This window comes from Streptomyces sp. HM190 (assembly GCF_009857135.1).
In the GTDB taxonomy this organism is placed as follows: domain Bacteria; phylum Actinomycetota; class Actinomycetes; order Streptomycetales; family Streptomycetaceae; genus Streptomyces; species Streptomyces heilongjiangensis.
This window is the reverse complement of sequence record NZ_CP047318.1, coordinates 7,240,866-7,255,808: the sequence shown is the minus strand read 5'-3', so window position 1 is coordinate 7,255,808 and position 14,943 is coordinate 7,240,866. Positions and strand designations below refer to the sequence as shown.

The following is a 14,943-nucleotide window of genomic DNA, read 5'->3' as shown; positions in this document are numbered from 1 at the left end:
CCGGTCACCACGTACACACGGAGCGAGGTCACACTTTCGCCCCACCGGCAGTCGTGTGACACTGACGTACCCCACCGACCGGCGGTACCGCCGCCACGACCCCGAGAAGTGCGCTGTGCGTGATCTCCCTCTGCCGCTCGCCCTCACCGTGCGTCTGCTTCCGGTCGCCGTACTCGCCACGGCAGGCTGGGCGTTGTCGTCCGGTTCGTCGGACCAGGGCCCGGCGGGCAAGGAGTCCGCGGCGGAGACCGCGTCCGGGCCCATCTCCACCTCCGAGTCCGCGCCGGCCGCGTCCGCCGCGACCAAGACCTATGCGAAGGCGCCCTCGCCCTGCGGCGCCGTCACGGCGAAATCGGTCACATCCCTTGTTCCGGGCGCCAAGCCCGCCGGCAAGGAGATAGCGTCGACCGACGAGTCGGTACGCCGCACCTGCTCCTGGAACGCCCTGAAGGGGTACGACTACCGCTGGCTGGACATCTCGTACGAGATTCACCCAACGGACGCGAAGGCCGAAACCACCTTCAAGGAGCGGATGTCGCAGAAGAGCGGCGGTGGCGCGGTGCCTGGTCTCGGTGACGCGGCCTACTCCGTCGTGAACCTCACCACCGAGGACAAGCAGCAGACCCGCGAGGGCGTGGTGTACGCACGCGTGGCGAACGCCCTGGTGGTCGTCACCTACAACGGCAGCGACTTCGAGTCGCAGAAGGCGCCGAGCACCGACGAGATCAACAAGGGTGCCATCAAGGCGGCGAAGGAAGCGGTGGCCGCGCTGGAGCGCGCCCGGTAGGGGCACGTCTCCGGCGCGGCCACCGCCGTCACCGTCCGGGGGCGCTCAGACCGTCGCTCTCGCCTTCTCCCGCTCCCCCGCCATCAGCGCCACGTACACCAGCATCGAGGCGGCGAGGCCCACCGCCCAGCCGTAGTCGGCGAGCGGCTTGAGGAAGGGGATGAGGCCGTCCTCGGGGAACGGACCCGAGGAGACCCCCTCGGCGGACACGGTCGAGTACGAGCCGCCGACCGCGAGGACACCGCCCACCAGGAACGCGGCGATGGCCCGCCAGTTCCAGCCGGCGGAGTACCAGTAGCGGCCGCCCGCCGTGTACAGGTCCGCGAGGTGCAGGACCGTACGGCGGATGATCCAGTAGTCGGCGATGAGGATGCCCGCGACCGTGCCGAGCAGTCCGCCGACCACGCCGAGCCACGTGAAGATGTAGAACTCGGGCGTGGAGATCAGCTTCCACGGGAAGATCAGGATGCCGACGACACCGGTGATCAGGGCGCCCGTACGGAAGTTGATGAGCTTCGGCGCGAGGTTCGCCAGGTCGTACGCCGGTGAGACCACGTTCGCCGCGATGTTCACGGAGACCGTCGCGATCAGCACGGTGATCAGCGCGAAGAGCAGACCGAACGTGCTGTCGGCCTTGGCGGCGAGGGTGACCGGGTCCCAGATCGCCTCGCCGTAGACGGCCTCGGAGCCGGAGGTGACGAGGACGGCGAGGATCGCGAAGAGCGTCATCGTCGTCGGCAGCCCCAGCGACTGCCCCCAGGTCTGCGCCCTCTGGCTGGAACCGAAGCGGGTGAAGTCGGGGATGTTGAGCGAGAGGGTGGCCCAGAAACCGATCATGCCCATGAGCGAGGGGAAGAAGACCGGCCAGAAGTCGGCGCCCCAGCCCAGCTTGGACGGCTGGTCCAGCAGCGCGCCGAACCCGTCCGCCTTGACCGCGATCCAGATCAGCAGCACGAAGGCGCCGACGATCACGAAGGGCGCGGCCCAGTTCTCGAAGTGCCGCAGGAAGTCCATGCCCCGGTAGATGATCGCGATCTGCAGCGCCCAGAAGAGGAGGAAGCAGAGCCACAGCGGCCAGGGGTTGCCGGCGATCTTCCCCGCGGTCTCCCACTGACCGCCGGTGAGCTTGGAGCCGAGGGCGAAGATGCCGCTGCCGCCGATCCAGGTCTGGATGCCGAACCAGCCGCAGGCCACGGCCGCACGGATCATGGCCGGTATGTTCGCACCGCGCAGACCGAACGACGCGCGGGCCAGCACCGGGAACGGGATGCCGTACTTGGGTCCGGCGTGTCCGGTGGCCAGCATCGGCAGCAGCACGATGACGTTGGCCAGGGCGATGGTGAAGACGGCCTGCTTCCAGTCCATGCCGAGGGCGACCAGGCCGGAGGCCAGGGTCCAGCTGGGGATGCAGTGGGCCATGGAGATCCACAGCGCCGCGAAGTTGTACGTCGTCCACTTGCGTTCGGCGACGGGTACGGGACGCAGGTCCTCGTTGGCGAAGGGACTGTCGGCGGGGAAGGCCCCGGGGGGCAGCTCGATCCGGCCGGACGAGTCGGTGGACTGAGCCATCGGCGACCCCGGGGGGACTGTTTCGGTCATGGGCAGGCCAATCAAGGAGGCGGGACGGGAGAGAAAGGCCGTGCGGGCCCTGGGCCCTCCCCGGGGGAGCGGGGAGGGAGTCAAGGTGTGGGGGGTCGTGATGGAGTGGAGCGTTCCGGATGGTGGCAGGAGCCGGCCCGGGAAGGAATCCCCGGTCAGCCGGTGAGCGCGGGGATGACCGTGGAGCCGTACACGTCGATCACCCGCTCCTGCGCGTCATGCATGTCGTACACGGCGAACTGGTCGACGCCCAGGTCCCGCAGCGCGTTCAGCTTCGCGATGTGCGCCTCGGGAGTACCGATGACACAGAACCGGTCGACGATCTCGTCGGGGACGAACGCCGTGTCGGGGTTGTCGGCCCGTCCGTGGTGGGAGTAGTCGTACCCCTCACGGGCCTTGATGTAGTCCGTGAGTTCCTCCGGTACGGCCGCGGAGTGCTCGCCGTACTTGGCGACCAGGTCGGCGACGTGGTTGCCGACCATGCCGCCGAACCAGCGGCACTGCTCACGGGCGTGGGCGAGCGCCTCCGGCGAGTCGTCCTCCGTGACGTAGGCGGGGGCGGCCACGCAGATCTTCACCTCGGACGGGTCGCGCCCGACGGCGACGGCCGCGTCCTTGACCGCCTTGACCATGTACTCGGTGAGGTACAGGTCGGAGAGCTGGAGGATGAAGCCGTCGGCCTCCTCCCCCGTCATCTTCAGGGCCTTGGGGCCGTACGCGGCCATCCAGACCGGGAGTTCGGCGTCCTCCTTGATCCAGGGGAAACGGATCACCGTGCCGCCGAGGTCGGCCTCCTCGCCGGAGCCGAGGGCGCGGATGACCTTCATGGCGGCGCTGATGCGGGCCAGGGTGTTCGGGGTGCGGCCCGCGACGCGCATCGCGGAGTCGCCGCGGCCGATGCCGCAGACAGTGCGGTTGCCGAACATGTCGTTGAGCGTGGCGAAGGTCGAGGCGGTCACCTCCCAGGTGCGGGTGCCCGGGTTGGTGACCATCGGACCGACCTTCAGTTTCGTGGTCCGGGACAGGATCTGGCTGTAGATGACGAACGGCTCCTGCCACAGCACGGCGGAGTCGAAGGTCCAGCCGTAGGTGAAGCCGTTGTCCTCGGCGCGCTTCATCAGCTCGATGACACGCGAGGCCGGCGGGTCGGTCTGCAGGACGAGTCCGAAGTCCATCTGCTCCGCTCCTAGTTGAGGTACTGACAGGTGGAGCGGGGGGTGTAGACGCCGTGCCCGGCGCGACCGGTGTACTCCCGCTCGGTGATGACGAGTTCGCCGCGCGAGAGGACCGTCTCGACCCGGCCGGTGGTGCGCCTGCCCTCGTACGCCGAGTAGTCGACGTTCATGTGGTGGGTCTCGGCGGACATGACCTGCTCGGCGTGCGGGTCGTAGATGACGATGTCCGCGTCGGCTCCCGGCGCGATCGTGCCCTTCTGGGGGTACATGCCGAACATGCGGGCCGGGGTCGCGCACGCGATCTCGATCCAGCGGCGGCGCGAGATGTGCCCGTCGACGACGGCCTGGTGCAGCAGGTCCATCCGGTTCTCGACGCCCGGCAGACCGTTGGGGATCTTGGAGAAGTCGCCCCGGCCGAGTTCCTTCTGCCCGACGAAGCAGAAGGGGCAGTGGTCGGTGGAGACCACCTGGAGGTCGTTGGTGCGCAGGCCCTGCCACAGCTTGGCCTGGTGCTCGCGCGGCCGCAGGGGCGTGCTGCACACGTACTTGGCGCCCTCGAAGTCCGGCTCGGCGAGGTTGTCGGTGGACAGGAACAGATACTGCGGGCAGGTCTCGCCGAAGACGTTGAGCCCTTCGTCGCGCGCCTTGGCCAGCTCGGCGACCGCCTCCATCGCCGAGACGTGCACGACATACAGGGGAGCGCCCGCGACCTGGGCGAGCTTGATGGCCCGGTGGGTGGCCTCCGCTTCGAGGAGCGCCTTGCGGACCTCGCCGTGGTACCGCGGGTCGGTCTCGCCGCGGGCCAGCGCCTGTTCGACGAGGACGTCGATCGCGATGCCGTTCTCCGCGTGCATCATGATCAGGCCGCCGTTGTCGGCGGAGCGCTGCATGGCGCGCAGGATCTGGCCGTCGTCGCTGTAGAAGACGCCCGGGTAGGCCATGAACTGCTTGAAGGAGGTGACGCCCTCTTCGACCAGCAGGTCCATCTCCTTGAGCGTCTCCTGGTTCACATCGGAGACGATCATGTGGAAGCCGTAGTCGACGGCGCAGTTGCCCTCCGCCTTCGCGTGCCAGGCGTCGAGGCCCTCGCGGAGGGTGTGGCCCACGCTCTGCACCGCGAAGTCGACGATGGTCGTGGTGCCGCCCCAGGCGGCGGCCCGCGTGCCGGTCTCGAAGGTGTCCGAGGCGAACGTGCCGCCGAAGGGCAGCTCCATGTGGGTGTGGGCGTCGACGCCGCCCGGGATGACGTACTTGCCGGTGGCGTCGAGGACCCGGTCGGCCACCCAGGCCTCGGCGGCCGGGGTACCGCTCGACGCGAGGGCGGCGACCCGGCCGTCCTCGATCAGGACGTCGGCGTGGATCTCGTCCGAGGCTGTGATGACGAGACCGCCGCGGATGACTGTGCGGCCGCTCATTCGGTCACGCTCCGTTCGGTTGTCGGGAAAGTGCCGGTCGTTCGTGGCTGGTCGCGCCCACGCGGCGGGCGGCCGCAGGGTGCCGCCCCGCGCCCCGGGAGAAGCGCGGGGGCGCGGGGTGGCCTCGCTACGGAGCCGTCAGCGGGCCGTACGCGTCCGGGCGGCGGTCGCGGAAGAACTGCCAGCGGTCGCGGACTTCGCGGAGCTTGGCCATGTCCAGGTCGCGGACGACCAGTTCGGTCTCCTTGTCGCTCGCCACCTCGCCGACGAACTGGGCCTCCGGGTCGACGAAGTAGGACGTCCCGTAGAAGTCGTTGTCGCCGAGGTCCTCGACGCCGACCCGGTTGATCGCGCCGATGAAGTACTCGTTGGCGACGGCCGACGCCGGCTGCTCCAGCTGCCACAGGTAGCGGGACAGACCGCGTGAGGTAGCCGACGGGTTGAAGACGATCTCCGCTCCGCCGAGGCCCAACGCCCGCCAGCCCTCCGGGAAGTGACGGTCGTAGCAGATGTACACGCCGATCTTCCCGACCGCGGTGTCGAAGACGGGCCAGCCCGCGTTGCCGGGGCGGAAGTAGAACTTCTCCCAGAAGCCGGGCACCTGCGGGATGTGGTGCTTGCGGTACTTGCCGAGGTACGTGCCGTCCGCGTCGATCACGGCGGCCGTGTTGTAGAGGACGCCCGGCTGCTCCTCCTCGTACATCGGCAGCACCAGGACGAGGTTCAGCTCCCTGGCGAGCGCCTGGAAGCGCCTGACGATCGGCCCGTCGGGGACCGCCTCCGCGTACTCGTAGAACGCCTTGTCCTGGACCTGGCAGAAGTAGGGGCCGTAGAACAGTTCCTGGAAGCACATGACCTGAGCGCCCTGTGCGGCCGCGTCGCGGGCCGCCTGCTCGTGGACCTGGATCATCGATTCCTTGTCGCCGGTCCAGGCCGTCTGGAAGATGGCTGCGCGGATGACTCTGCTCATCGGGACCTCCGGTCGCTCGGTGTGAAGCGAGACTAGGAAGCCCGACGATCGGGTTTGAGTTGCACGGTGTCACGTCTGGAGCCGCTCGGCGTTCCACCGTGTCACCTCTTCGTGGAGGCATGTTTCACCGCCGTTTTCCCAGGTCCTCGCATGTTTCAGCCCTGTTGCGCGTCGTGTGCGAGGAGGGCGATGTGCACGGACGCGGCCTGCTCGAAGTCGTCGAGGTCGACGCCGAGGCGGGCCTCTATGGCTTCGAGACGGCGGTACAGGGCGGGCCGGCTGACGTGGTGCAGCTGGGCGGTGTGGGACTTGTTGCGGCCGGTGGCGAGATAGGTCCGCAGGACCGGCAGCAGGTCCTGCTCGGCATGCCGGTCGCCGCACAGCAGCCCGTCCAGCTCCCGCTCGGCGAATGCCTGGACGTGCGGGTCGTCCCGCAGCAGCCGGATCAGGCCCCGCAGATGGACGTCGCGCAGCCGTACGACGGCGGGCAGGTCCAGCCCGGTCGCCGACTGGGCGACGGCGTCGGCCACGTGCTGTGCCTCGCGCAGGCCCGCCGGGACCTCCTCGAAGGTGATACGCGGCTCGGCCGCCGCCACGACCGTCCGGCGCGCCCCGGACTCCGAGCGCAGCCGGGTCGCGAAGTGCGCGGTGAGCGCCTGCGCGTCCTGGTCCCGGGCGAGGCTCAGCAGGACGGCGGTCGCGCCCTCGGCGAGTTCGGCGACGAGCCCGGAGAGCCCGAGCATCCGCAGCACGCGGTCGAGCGGGGCCGGGTCGATGTCGCGCACGACGAGCGGCACGAAGGTGCGGCGGTTGACGGGCAGTCCGGCCGCCCGCGCCCTGGGCAGCAGTTGCCGGGCCGGTACGACGCCGGAGACCAGGTCGGTCAGCAGGCTCTGCGCGGACTGCTCCTCCCAGCTGTGCGCGGTGCCGCCGAGCATGCGGTGCAGGACGAGTGCCTCGGCGGCCCGGTCGGCGAGGAGCCGTCCGGTGGCGGTGTCGCCGCGGTAGCCGCACAGCACGATCCGGCCCCAGCGCTCTCCGCGTCCGCCCAGTTCGGCGCGGATCCAGCCGTCGCCCTCGGTGCCGCCCGCCTGCCGGGAGATGCGCTCCCAGTCGCGCAGCACGTCGTCGACGGCGGGCCGCTCCCCGGCCGTGGCGAGGACGCGGTGGGCGAGATTGGTGACGACGAGCGGGCAGCCCGCGTGGTGGGCGATCTCGTCCAGCAGTCGTTGCAGCGGGGCGCCGGCCGTGATGAGGCCGGTCAGCGCGGTCCGTACGGACTCGGACAGGCTCACGGCGGCGAACTTCCGCCTCACGAGCCGGGACTGGACCTCCTCCGTCAGCTCGGCGAACGGGAACGGCCGGTGCAGCACCACCATGGGCAGTCCGCAGCGGTCCGCCGCCCGGCGCATCACGTCGGGCGGCGTCGGGAAGGCCCGGCCGAGGCCGAGGACGACCGCCGCGGCCTCCGCGCGGTGCAGGGAGCGGATGTACTCGGCCTGCGCCTCCTCGTCGCCGGCGAGGAGGACGCCGGTGGTGAGGACCATCTCGCCCCCGGTGAGCATGACGCCCACGTCGGGGGCCTCGGCCACGTGCACCCAGCGCACGGGCCGGTCGAGCTGGCCGGCCCCGGCCACCACCTCGGGCTCTCCGGCGAGGACCCGGTCCAGGGTGAGGACCTGGCGTACCGACAGGGCGGGTTCCAGGGCGGTGCTCATGGGGCGTTCCTCAGATCCTGCTCCGGTGCTGCTACTGGATGCTCCGCAGAGCCCGTTCGAGGGCGTCGGCGCCCTCCTCCGCCTCGGCGACGGTCAGGGAGAGCGGGGGCGCGATGCGCAGGGCGCTGGTGTTGTGGCCGCCGCCCTTGCCGATCAGCAGGCCCTCGCGGCGGGCGGCTTCGAGGACGGCGGCGGCCGCGTCCGGGTTGGCCTCCTCGGTGCCCGGCTTCACCAGCTCGACACCGATCATCAGGCCCCGGCCGCGGACCTCCCGCACTTCGGGGACCTGTGCCGTGATCGCCCGGAGCCGCTCGATGAGCAGTCCGCCGACGCGGCGCGCGTTGCCCTGGAGGTCGTGCTCGACCAGGTAGTTGAGGTTGGCGAGGCCGGCGGCCATGGTGATCTGGGTGCCGCCGAAGGTGGAGATGGAGTTGCTGTCGAGGCAGTTCATGACCTCGGAGCGGGCGACGACACCGCCGATCGACATGCCGTTGCCGATGCCCTTGGCGAAGGTCATGATGTCGGGCGGCCCGTTCTGCCCGTGCGCCTGCCAGCCCCAGAAGTTGTCGCCGGTGCGGCCCCAGCCGGTCTGCACCTCGTCGGCGATCCAGAGCACGCCGTGCCGCTGGAGCACCTCGCGGAAGGCCGCGTACAGGCCGTCCGGGGGTGAGGTGAAGCCGCCGACGCCCTGGATCGGCTCGGCGATCAGCGCGGCGGGCGGCCGGACGTGGCCGAGCAGGTCCTCCAGGTCGGCGACGCAGGCCGCGATGAAGTCGGCGTCACCGAGGTCGGCGTAGGGGCCTCGGGTGCGGACGCCGCCGTGCACGTACAGCGTCTGGAGCGGGGACAGCGACGTCGGTGACCAGCCCTTGTTGCCGGTGATGCCGACGGCGCTGAAGGAGCGGCCGTGGTAGCTGTTGCGCATCGCCAGGATCTGGTTGCTCTGCCGGTACGTCGTCGCCAGCATCAGGGCGGTGTCGTTGGCCTCGGTGCCGGAGGTGGTGAAGAAGACCCGGGCGTCGGGGATGCCGGACATCTGGGCGATGCGTTCGGCCAGTTCCACCATGGGCCGGTTGAGGTAGAGCGTGGAGGAGTGGATGATCCGCCCGGCCTGCTCGGTCACCGCCTTGGTGACCTCGGGCAGCGCGTGCGCCGTCATCGTGGTGAGGATGCCGCCGAAGAAGTCGAGGTACCTGGTGCCTGCGGCGTCCCAGACGTGACGGCCCTCACCGTGGGTGATCTCCAGCGGGTCCGCGTAGTAGAGCGCGAGCCAGTCGGGCAGCACGGCCTTGTGGCGGCCGAGCAGTTCGTCGGTCACGGCTGCACCACTCCTTTCACTGCGGTACGGGTGTGGCGGGTCAGGGCTGTACGTGCCCACGTCAGGGCCGCACGAGTCCTTCGTACGCGTCCGGCCTGCGGTCCCGGTAGAACGCCCACTGCGTGCGTACCTGCTCGATCAGGTCGAAGTCCAGGTCCCGTACGACGAGTTCCTCGTCCTTGTCGCTCGCCGGGTCGCCGACGAACTGGCCGCGCGGGTCGACGAAGTACGAGGTGCCGTAGAAGTCGTTGTCGCCGTACTCCTCCACGCCGACGCGGTTGATCGCGGCGACGAAGTACTCGTTGGCGACGGCCGCGGCGGGCTGTTCGAGCCGCCACAGGTGGGAGGAGAGGCCCCGGTGGGTGGCGGAGGGGTTGTAGACGAGCTGGGCGCCGTTCAGACCGAGCTGGCGCCAGCCCTCCGGGAAGTGGCGGTCGTAGCAGATGTAGACGCCGATCTTGCCGACGGCGGTGTCGAAGACCGGCCAGCCGAGGTTCCCGGGCCTGAAGTAGTACTTCTCCCAGAAGCCCTTGACCTGCGGGATGTGGTGCTTGCGGTACTTGCCGAGGTAGGAGCCGTCCGCGTCGATCACGGCGGCGGTGTTGTAGGAGAAGCCGGGCTGCTCGACCTCGAAGACCGGGACGACGATCACCATGCCGGTCTCGCGGGCCAGCTCCCGCATCCGTGTGACGGTCGGGCCGTCGGGCACGGGTTCCGCCCAGGCGTAGTGCTCCGGCTCCTGCACCTGGCAGAAGTACGGCGCGTTGAAGACCTCCTGGAAGCCGATCACCTTGGCGCCCTGCCGGGCCGCCTCGCGGGCGTGCTCCACGTGCTTGGCGACCATGGATTCCGTGTCACCGGTCCAGGTCGCCTGGACGAGGGCGGCGCGTACGACGTTGGCCATGTCAGCTGCTCCTTCGACCGGGACGTCAGAGAGCCTCTACGCCCGTAGAAGCAGGCCGTAGAGGCTTGAAAGTAAGCCTCGCCGACGGGCTGGGCAAGACCATCGCCGTTAACCGGTCGAGTCGATCACGTTTCGCACTCCAGTGGGTGATCGCCTCCGCGTCCGGCGCCGACGGCCGGTCGGCCGCGGCTCACCGTGGGGGTCAGACGAGTCCGGCGACGCGCAGGGCGTGCGCCACGTCCCGGTGGCGGTCCTCCGACACGGCTCGGGCCGCTTCCCCGACCAGACGGGTCAGCCGCTGCGGGTGCGTCTCCGCGACGCGCGCCGCCTCCTCGGGCGTACGAATGCGTACGTACGCGTCGAGCAGCGCGCGCGCCTGTGGCTCGCGCCCCTCCTCGGTGAGCCCGAGCACCGCCAGGCCGATCTCCTCGGCGGGCCGTGCGACGCCCTGCCGCAGCATCTGCTCGCCGTCGGTGCCGCGCCCCACGGCGTTCAGGGCGTCGACGACGTCGACCAGCCGGCCGACGGGCAGCGAGGCGGCCTCCCAGAGCAAGGTGGCCCAGTCGGCCCCCAGCCCTGCCCGGTACATGTCAGCGGCGAGCAGGGGGAAACGGGCGGCGGGCCCGTGGGCGACCTCCACGAGCAGGGCGTGCGCCTCTCCGCTGCGGCCCTCCGTACGCAGCCGCAGCAGCAGCTCGACGGTCGCGGCGACCTCCCGCCGCGCCCCGTCGTCCAGCGCCTGCCGGGTCGGGCGCTCCGTCCGCTGCGGCGGCACGGCCTGCTCGGCGACCCCGGCGTAGCGCGCGCCCCGGGGCACGCGTGCCGTGGGCGCCGCCGACTGCGCGGGCGCGCGCTCCGGCACGACGACGGGCGCCTCCTCCACCTCCTCCGCCTCCACGGCCCCGGCGAACCGGGCACCACCACGGGGGCGCCGCTTGGCCCTCTTCTTGGACGCCGCCGCCCCGGTCTGCGGGGCGGACTCGGACGCGGGGCCGTGGGAGGCGGACGCGACCGGGCGGGCAGCGCCGGTGTCGTCCTCGCCCGTGGGGGCCGCGTGGTCGGTCCGGTCCACCGGCGTGCCGTCGTGCGAGCGCGCCGGGTCCGTGCGCTCCGGGCCAGCGTACGGACGGTCGGTGCGGCCGCCGGGGGGCGCCATCCACGGCCCACGCACGTCCGTCTCCGCGGCCGGGGAGACATCGGTGGCGGGGTGGCTGTCCGGGAAGCGCGTCGCGCCCCGCACAGGCAGGTGCGGGGCGCGACGGTCGAGGTCCTCCATCCGGGCGCGCAGTTCGGCGCAGCGGGCGGTGGCCCGTTCGTGGTCGTCGCGGGCCCAGGCCAGGTCGAGGCGGAGCGACTCGGCCTCCTCCCGGGTGGTGGCGGCACGGAGGCGGCGGTCGAGTTCGGCGGCGCGCTCGGCGGCGCGGCGCTGCTCGCGCAGCATGACGTCGAACCGGTCGCCGAGGGCGTCACGGCCGCCGGGCCGGGCGTCGTACGCGGCGAGCGAGGCGCTGTGCAGGGCGCGGGCCCGCTCGGTCTCCTGGGCCGCGGCCGCGGGACCGTACGCGGTGTGCAGGTCGTGCATGAGCGCCTCGACGACGTCCCAGGGCGGGACCTCCAGACCGTCGAGGCAGGCCCGCATGCCGTCCGGGTCGCGCCGCCAGAAGACGGCGCACCAACCGGCGCCCTGGTCCAGCTTCGTCATCAGCTTGTTCAGATAAACCGCGAACTCCCGTACTTCTCCAGGGAGTTGATCCACAGCCATCGCACGCTCCCCGGCAGACTGGAGTGCCCCGGTCCGCCAGGGAACACCAGCCGTGTTACAGGGAGGCTACGCGGAGTTTTCGGACCGGACGCAGTGTGCCGTGTGCGACCGCCCGATGGCCGTGCGTGAGGGATTCAGGCCACGCGGGGACGAACTCCGGCCACACACAGGGAGGCAGGGACGCACGCAGGGGCGCACACCCGCACCACGCACGCACCCGCACCCCCGCGCGGCCCCGCCGGGCGCGGGCGACGGTACCGGCGCGGATGGACGCCCCCCGGCGGGCCTCGGCGGGCTCAGGCCACGGCCGCCGGCGGCTCCGCCTCCACCGATGCGCAGCGTCCGGCGAGTTCGTCCATGGAGAGGCCGAGCGTGCGGGCCAGGGTGGCGATCGTGAAGAAGGCCGGGGTAGGGGCGCGGCCGGTCTCGATCTTGCGGAGGGTCTCCGCGGAGATGCCCGCGCCCGCGGCGATCTCGGCCATGCTGCGACCGCCGCGGGCCTCCCGCAGCAACCGGCCGAGCCGCTCGCCGCGTTCGCGCTCTTCGGGGGTCAGGGGGGTGCGCACCATGCGTTCATCCTACTGCCGCCCCCGCCGGGGAACCGGTACGGGAATGGGCGCCGACCGGTATAGTAATCGGCTTGATGGAACTGCAGACAGACGCGTCCATGAACGCGATGTACGAGGCCGGGCGGGTCGTGGGGCGGGCGCGCCGACCCCGTTCCCGGCGGTGATCTGCGCCTCGGTGAACGACACGATCGTGCACGGCATCCCGATCTCCTGCCGGCTGCGGGACGGCGACCTCGTCTCCATCGGCTGCGGCGCCCACCTCGGCGGCCGGGCCGGGGACTCGGTGATCAGCTTCGTCGTGGGCGAGCCGCGCCCGGGCGGCCTGCGGATGACCGAGGCCGCGGAGCGGGCACTGGAGGCGGGCATCGCGACTGCCGCCGTGGGCAACCGCATCGGCGACATCGCCCGCGCCGTCGGCTCCGTGTGCCGTGCCGCCGGGTACGGCGTCCCCGACGGCTTCGGCGGCCACGGCCTCGGCCGCCGCATGCACGAGGACCCGTCCGTCCCGAACGAGGGTTCGCCGGGACGCGGCCTGCCCCTGCGGCACGGCCTGGTGCTCGCGATCGAGCCGATGCTGACCGGCGGCGGCAAGGACGGGTACCACGCGCCCCCGGACGGCTGGACCCTGCGCACGGACGACGGTTTCCGCGCCGCCCACGTGGTACACACGGTGGCCGTCACGGCGACGGGACCGCGGGTACTGACCGAGCGGTGGGGCGCCACGGGGGTCATGAGCCGGCCCGGGAGCGGGCGGCGGCTCACCTCCGTACGACGCCGCCCGCTCCCGGGGTCGAGACGCGGTTCAGCGCGTCGGGTGGACCACCATGGCCGAGCCGCCGCCGCGGCGAACCGTCTCGGCGGCGGCCAGCCACGTGCCGTTCGGCAGCCGCTGGACACCGGCGACCGCGCCGATCTCGGGGTTCTGCCGGAACCCGTGCCCGATGGCTTCGAGCCGTCCCTTCAGGGGGCTGTTCCACAGACCCGGTTCGAGTTCGGTGGTGGTCTGGTTGCGCTGGCTGGCACGGGGCGCGGCGATGGCGTCGACCAGCGGCAGGCCACGGTCGAGGAAGCCGGTGAGGGTCTGCAGCACGGTGGTGATGATGGTAGCGCCGCCGGGCGAGCCGAGCGCCACCACGGGCCTGCCGTGCTTGTCCAGCACGATCGTCGGTGACATCGACGAGCGGGGCCGCTTGCCCGGCCCCGGCAGGTTCGGGTCGTGCACGGCCGGGCTGGCGGGGGTGAAGGAGAAGTCCGTCAGCTCGTTGTTGAGCAGGAATCCCCGGCCGGGCACGGTGATGCCGCTGCCGCCGGTCTGCTCGATGGTGAGGGTGTAGGAGACGACGTTGCCCCACTTGTCGGCGACGGTGAGGTGGGTCGTGCTGTCACCCTCATAGGTGGTGGGCGCGGCCGTTCCGCCGGCGGAGCAGGCCGCGGGGCGGCGCGGGTCGCCGGGGGCGACGGGGCTGGTGAGCACCGCGTCGTCCTTGATCAGGCAGCCGCGGGAGTCGGCGTACCGCTGCGACAGCAGTTCCTTCGTCGGTACGTCCTCGAAGGCGGGGTCGCCCACCCAGCGGCCCCGGTCGGCGAACGACACACGGCTCGCCTCGATGAGGCGGTGCAGGTACCGGACGTCGCTCGCCTTCGACAGGTCGGTGCGCTCCAGGATGTTGAGCGCCTCGGCGACCGTGGTGCCGCCGGAGGAGGAGGGGGCCATGCCGTACACGTCGAGTCCGCGGTACGACGCCTTGGTGGGCGCCTGCTTCTTGGTGCGGTACGCGGCGAGGTCGGCGGTGGTCAGGTCGCCGGGGCGGGCGTGGTAGTCCGAAGCGGGGTCGACGGGTGGTTTGTTGACGGTGGCGACGATGTCCCGGGCGATGTCGCCCTTGTAGAGCGCTCCGACGCCCTTGCGGCCCAACTCGGCGTAGGTGCGGGCCAGATCGGGGTTCTTCAGCGTGGAGCCGACCTCGGGCAGCCGACCACCGGGCAGATAGAGGTCGGCGGTGGCGGGGAAGGTGCGGAACCGGGCCTCGTTGGCGGCGGTCTGGGCGCGGAAGGTGGCGTCGACGGTGAAGCCGTCGCGGGCGAGGCGCTCGGCGGGCTTGAGCAGTCGGGCGAGCGGCCTGCTGCCCCAACTGCGCAGCGCGGTCCCCCAGGTGGCGGGCGTGCCGGGCGTGCCGACGCTCAGTCCGCTCGTCACGGCCTCGGCGAACGGGACGGGTGTGCCGTTCTCCAGGAAGAGGGTGTCGTCGGCGCTGAGCGGCGCCGTCTCGCGGCCGTCGATGGTGTGCACCCTGCGGGACGCGGCGTCGTAGTAGACGAAGTAGCCGCCTCCGCCGATGCCCGCCGAGTACGGCTCGGTGACGCCGAGGGCGGCTGCCGTCGCGACGGCGGCGTCCACGGCGTTGCCGCCCTTCCTGAGGACCTCGATCCCGGCGGCGGAGGCGTCGGGGTCGACGCTCGCGACCGCACCGCCGTGTCCGACGGCGACCGGCACCTTCTCGACGGGGTCCGTCGCGGTGGACGTCGGCGGCGCCGCCGCCCCCACCGACACCACGGCGGACACCGCCGCAAGAACCGTCAGTTTCCGCGCGACAGGGCGACGCAGACGCATCAGTACCTCCAGTCAACGACCGTTCGCGCAGACTAACGTGGCCACCGTCCCGCCGTCAGCGGCGTCTCGGCCAACCGGCCGCCCCGTCACCCGCGGTCGACGGGGCGGCAGACGG

The 14,943-nt window shown here is 71.6% G+C and carries 11 protein-coding genes and 1 pseudogene; 2 read left to right on the top strand and 10 right to left on the bottom strand.

The annotated features are described in order from the left end of the window. Positions 1-115: 115 nt before the first annotated feature. Positions 116-787 carry a hypothetical protein gene (locus tag GSY65_RS31040; protein ID WP_159774804.1) on the top strand — a complete coding sequence of 224 codons (672 nt, stop codon included), beginning with the start codon at positions 116-118 and terminating at the stop codon, positions 785-787. A 45-nt stretch (positions 788-832) separates the two neighbouring features. Here the strand turns inward: GSY65_RS31040 and GSY65_RS31035 are convergent, their stop codons facing one another. The 9 genes from GSY65_RS31035 to GSY65_RS30995 form a co-directional block, all read right to left on the bottom strand. Further along, the gene (locus tag GSY65_RS31035) at positions 833-2,386 is read right to left on the bottom strand and encodes an NCS1 family nucleobase:cation symporter-1 (RefSeq protein ID WP_159774802.1); all 1,554 of its coding nucleotides are present in this window, start codon (positions 2,384-2,386) and stop codon (positions 833-835) included. A gap of 155 nt (positions 2,387-2,541) precedes the next feature. After that, positions 2,542-3,561, bottom strand: coding sequence for a TIGR03842 family LLM class F420-dependent oxidoreductase (locus GSY65_RS31030; RefSeq protein ID WP_159774800.1), 1,020 nt, complete (start codon positions 3,559-3,561; stop codon positions 2,542-2,544). An 11-nt stretch (positions 3,562-3,572) separates the two neighbouring features. After that, the gene (gene hydA, locus GSY65_RS31025; protein WP_159774798.1) at positions 3,573-4,976 is read right to left on the bottom strand and encodes a dihydropyrimidinase; all 1,404 of its coding nucleotides are present in this window, start codon (positions 4,974-4,976) and stop codon (positions 3,573-3,575) included. Positions 4,977-5,103: 127 nt separating this feature from the next. Beyond that, on the bottom strand, positions 5,104-5,946 hold the full coding sequence (locus tag GSY65_RS31020) for a nitrilase-related carbon-nitrogen hydrolase (RefSeq protein ID WP_159774796.1): 843 nt from the start codon (positions 5,944-5,946) through the stop codon (positions 5,104-5,106). A 155-nt stretch (positions 5,947-6,101) separates the two neighbouring features. Further along, positions 6,102-7,664 (bottom strand): PucR family transcriptional regulator, encoded by a 1,563-nt coding sequence (locus tag GSY65_RS31015; RefSeq protein WP_159774794.1) that lies wholly within the window; start codon positions 7,662-7,664, stop codon positions 6,102-6,104. Between the two features lie 31 nt (positions 7,665-7,695). Continuing rightward, positions 7,696-8,982: an aspartate aminotransferase family protein gene (locus GSY65_RS31010; RefSeq protein WP_159774792.1), complete on the bottom strand. Its 1,287-nt coding sequence runs from the start codon at positions 8,980-8,982 to the stop codon at positions 7,696-7,698. Between the two features lie 61 nt (positions 8,983-9,043). Continuing rightward, positions 9,044-9,886, bottom strand: a complete 843-nt coding sequence (locus GSY65_RS31005) for a nitrilase-related carbon-nitrogen hydrolase (RefSeq protein WP_159774790.1) — start codon at positions 9,884-9,886, stop codon at positions 9,044-9,046. A 202-nt stretch (positions 9,887-10,088) separates the two neighbouring features. Then, positions 10,089-11,648: a hypothetical protein gene (locus GSY65_RS31000; protein WP_159774788.1), complete on the bottom strand. Its 1,560-nt coding sequence runs from the start codon at positions 11,646-11,648 to the stop codon at positions 10,089-10,091. Positions 11,649-11,944: 296 nt separating this feature from the next. Beyond that, positions 11,945-12,217 carry a helix-turn-helix domain-containing protein gene (locus GSY65_RS30995; protein ID WP_159774786.1) on the bottom strand — a complete coding sequence of 91 codons (273 nt, stop codon included), beginning with the start codon at positions 12,215-12,217 and terminating at the stop codon, positions 11,945-11,947. 127 nt (positions 12,218-12,344) lie between these two features. On the opposite strand from GSY65_RS30995, the pseudogene map reads away from it, so the two are divergent. Beyond that, positions 12,345-12,929, top strand: a pseudogene (gene map, locus GSY65_RS30990) (type I methionyl aminopeptidase); the annotation flags it as partial. A 90-nt stretch (positions 12,930-13,019) separates the two neighbouring features. Here the strand turns inward: map and ggt are convergent. Continuing rightward, entirely contained in the window at positions 13,020-14,828 is a 1,809-nt protein-coding gene (ggt, locus tag GSY65_RS30985; RefSeq protein ID WP_159774784.1) for a gamma-glutamyltransferase, read from the bottom strand. Positions 14,829-14,943 lie beyond the last annotated feature (115 nt).

Coding starts and splice junctions, on each gene's coding strand:
- GSY65_RS31000 (WP_159774788.1), bottom strand. CDS start 11,648: ATGGCTGTGGATCAACTCCCTGGAGAAGTACGGGAGTTCGCGGTTTAT.
- GSY65_RS31005 (WP_159774790.1), bottom strand. CDS start 9,886: ATGGCCAACGTCGTACGCGCCGCCCTCGTCCAGGCGACCTGGACCGGT.
- GSY65_RS31035 (WP_159774802.1), bottom strand. CDS start 2,386: ATGACCGAAACAGTCCCCCCGGGGTCGCCGATGGCTCAGTCCACCGAC.
- GSY65_RS31030 (WP_159774800.1), bottom strand. CDS start 3,561: ATGGACTTCGGACTCGTCCTGCAGACCGACCCGCCGGCCTCGCGTGTC.
- GSY65_RS30995 (WP_159774786.1), bottom strand. CDS start 12,217: ATGGTGCGCACCCCCCTGACCCCCGAAGAGCGCGAACGCGGCGAGCGG.
- hydA (WP_159774798.1), bottom strand. CDS start 4,976: ATGAGCGGCCGCACAGTCATCCGCGGCGGTCTCGTCATCACAGCCTCG.
- GSY65_RS31020 (WP_159774796.1), bottom strand. CDS start 5,946: ATGAGCAGAGTCATCCGCGCAGCCATCTTCCAGACGGCCTGGACCGGC.
- GSY65_RS31015 (WP_159774794.1), bottom strand. CDS start 7,664: ATGAGCACCGCCCTGGAACCCGCCCTGTCGGTACGCCAGGTCCTCACC.
- ggt (WP_159774784.1), bottom strand. CDS start 14,828: ATGCGTCTGCGTCGCCCTGTCGCGCGGAAACTGACGGTTCTTGCGGCG.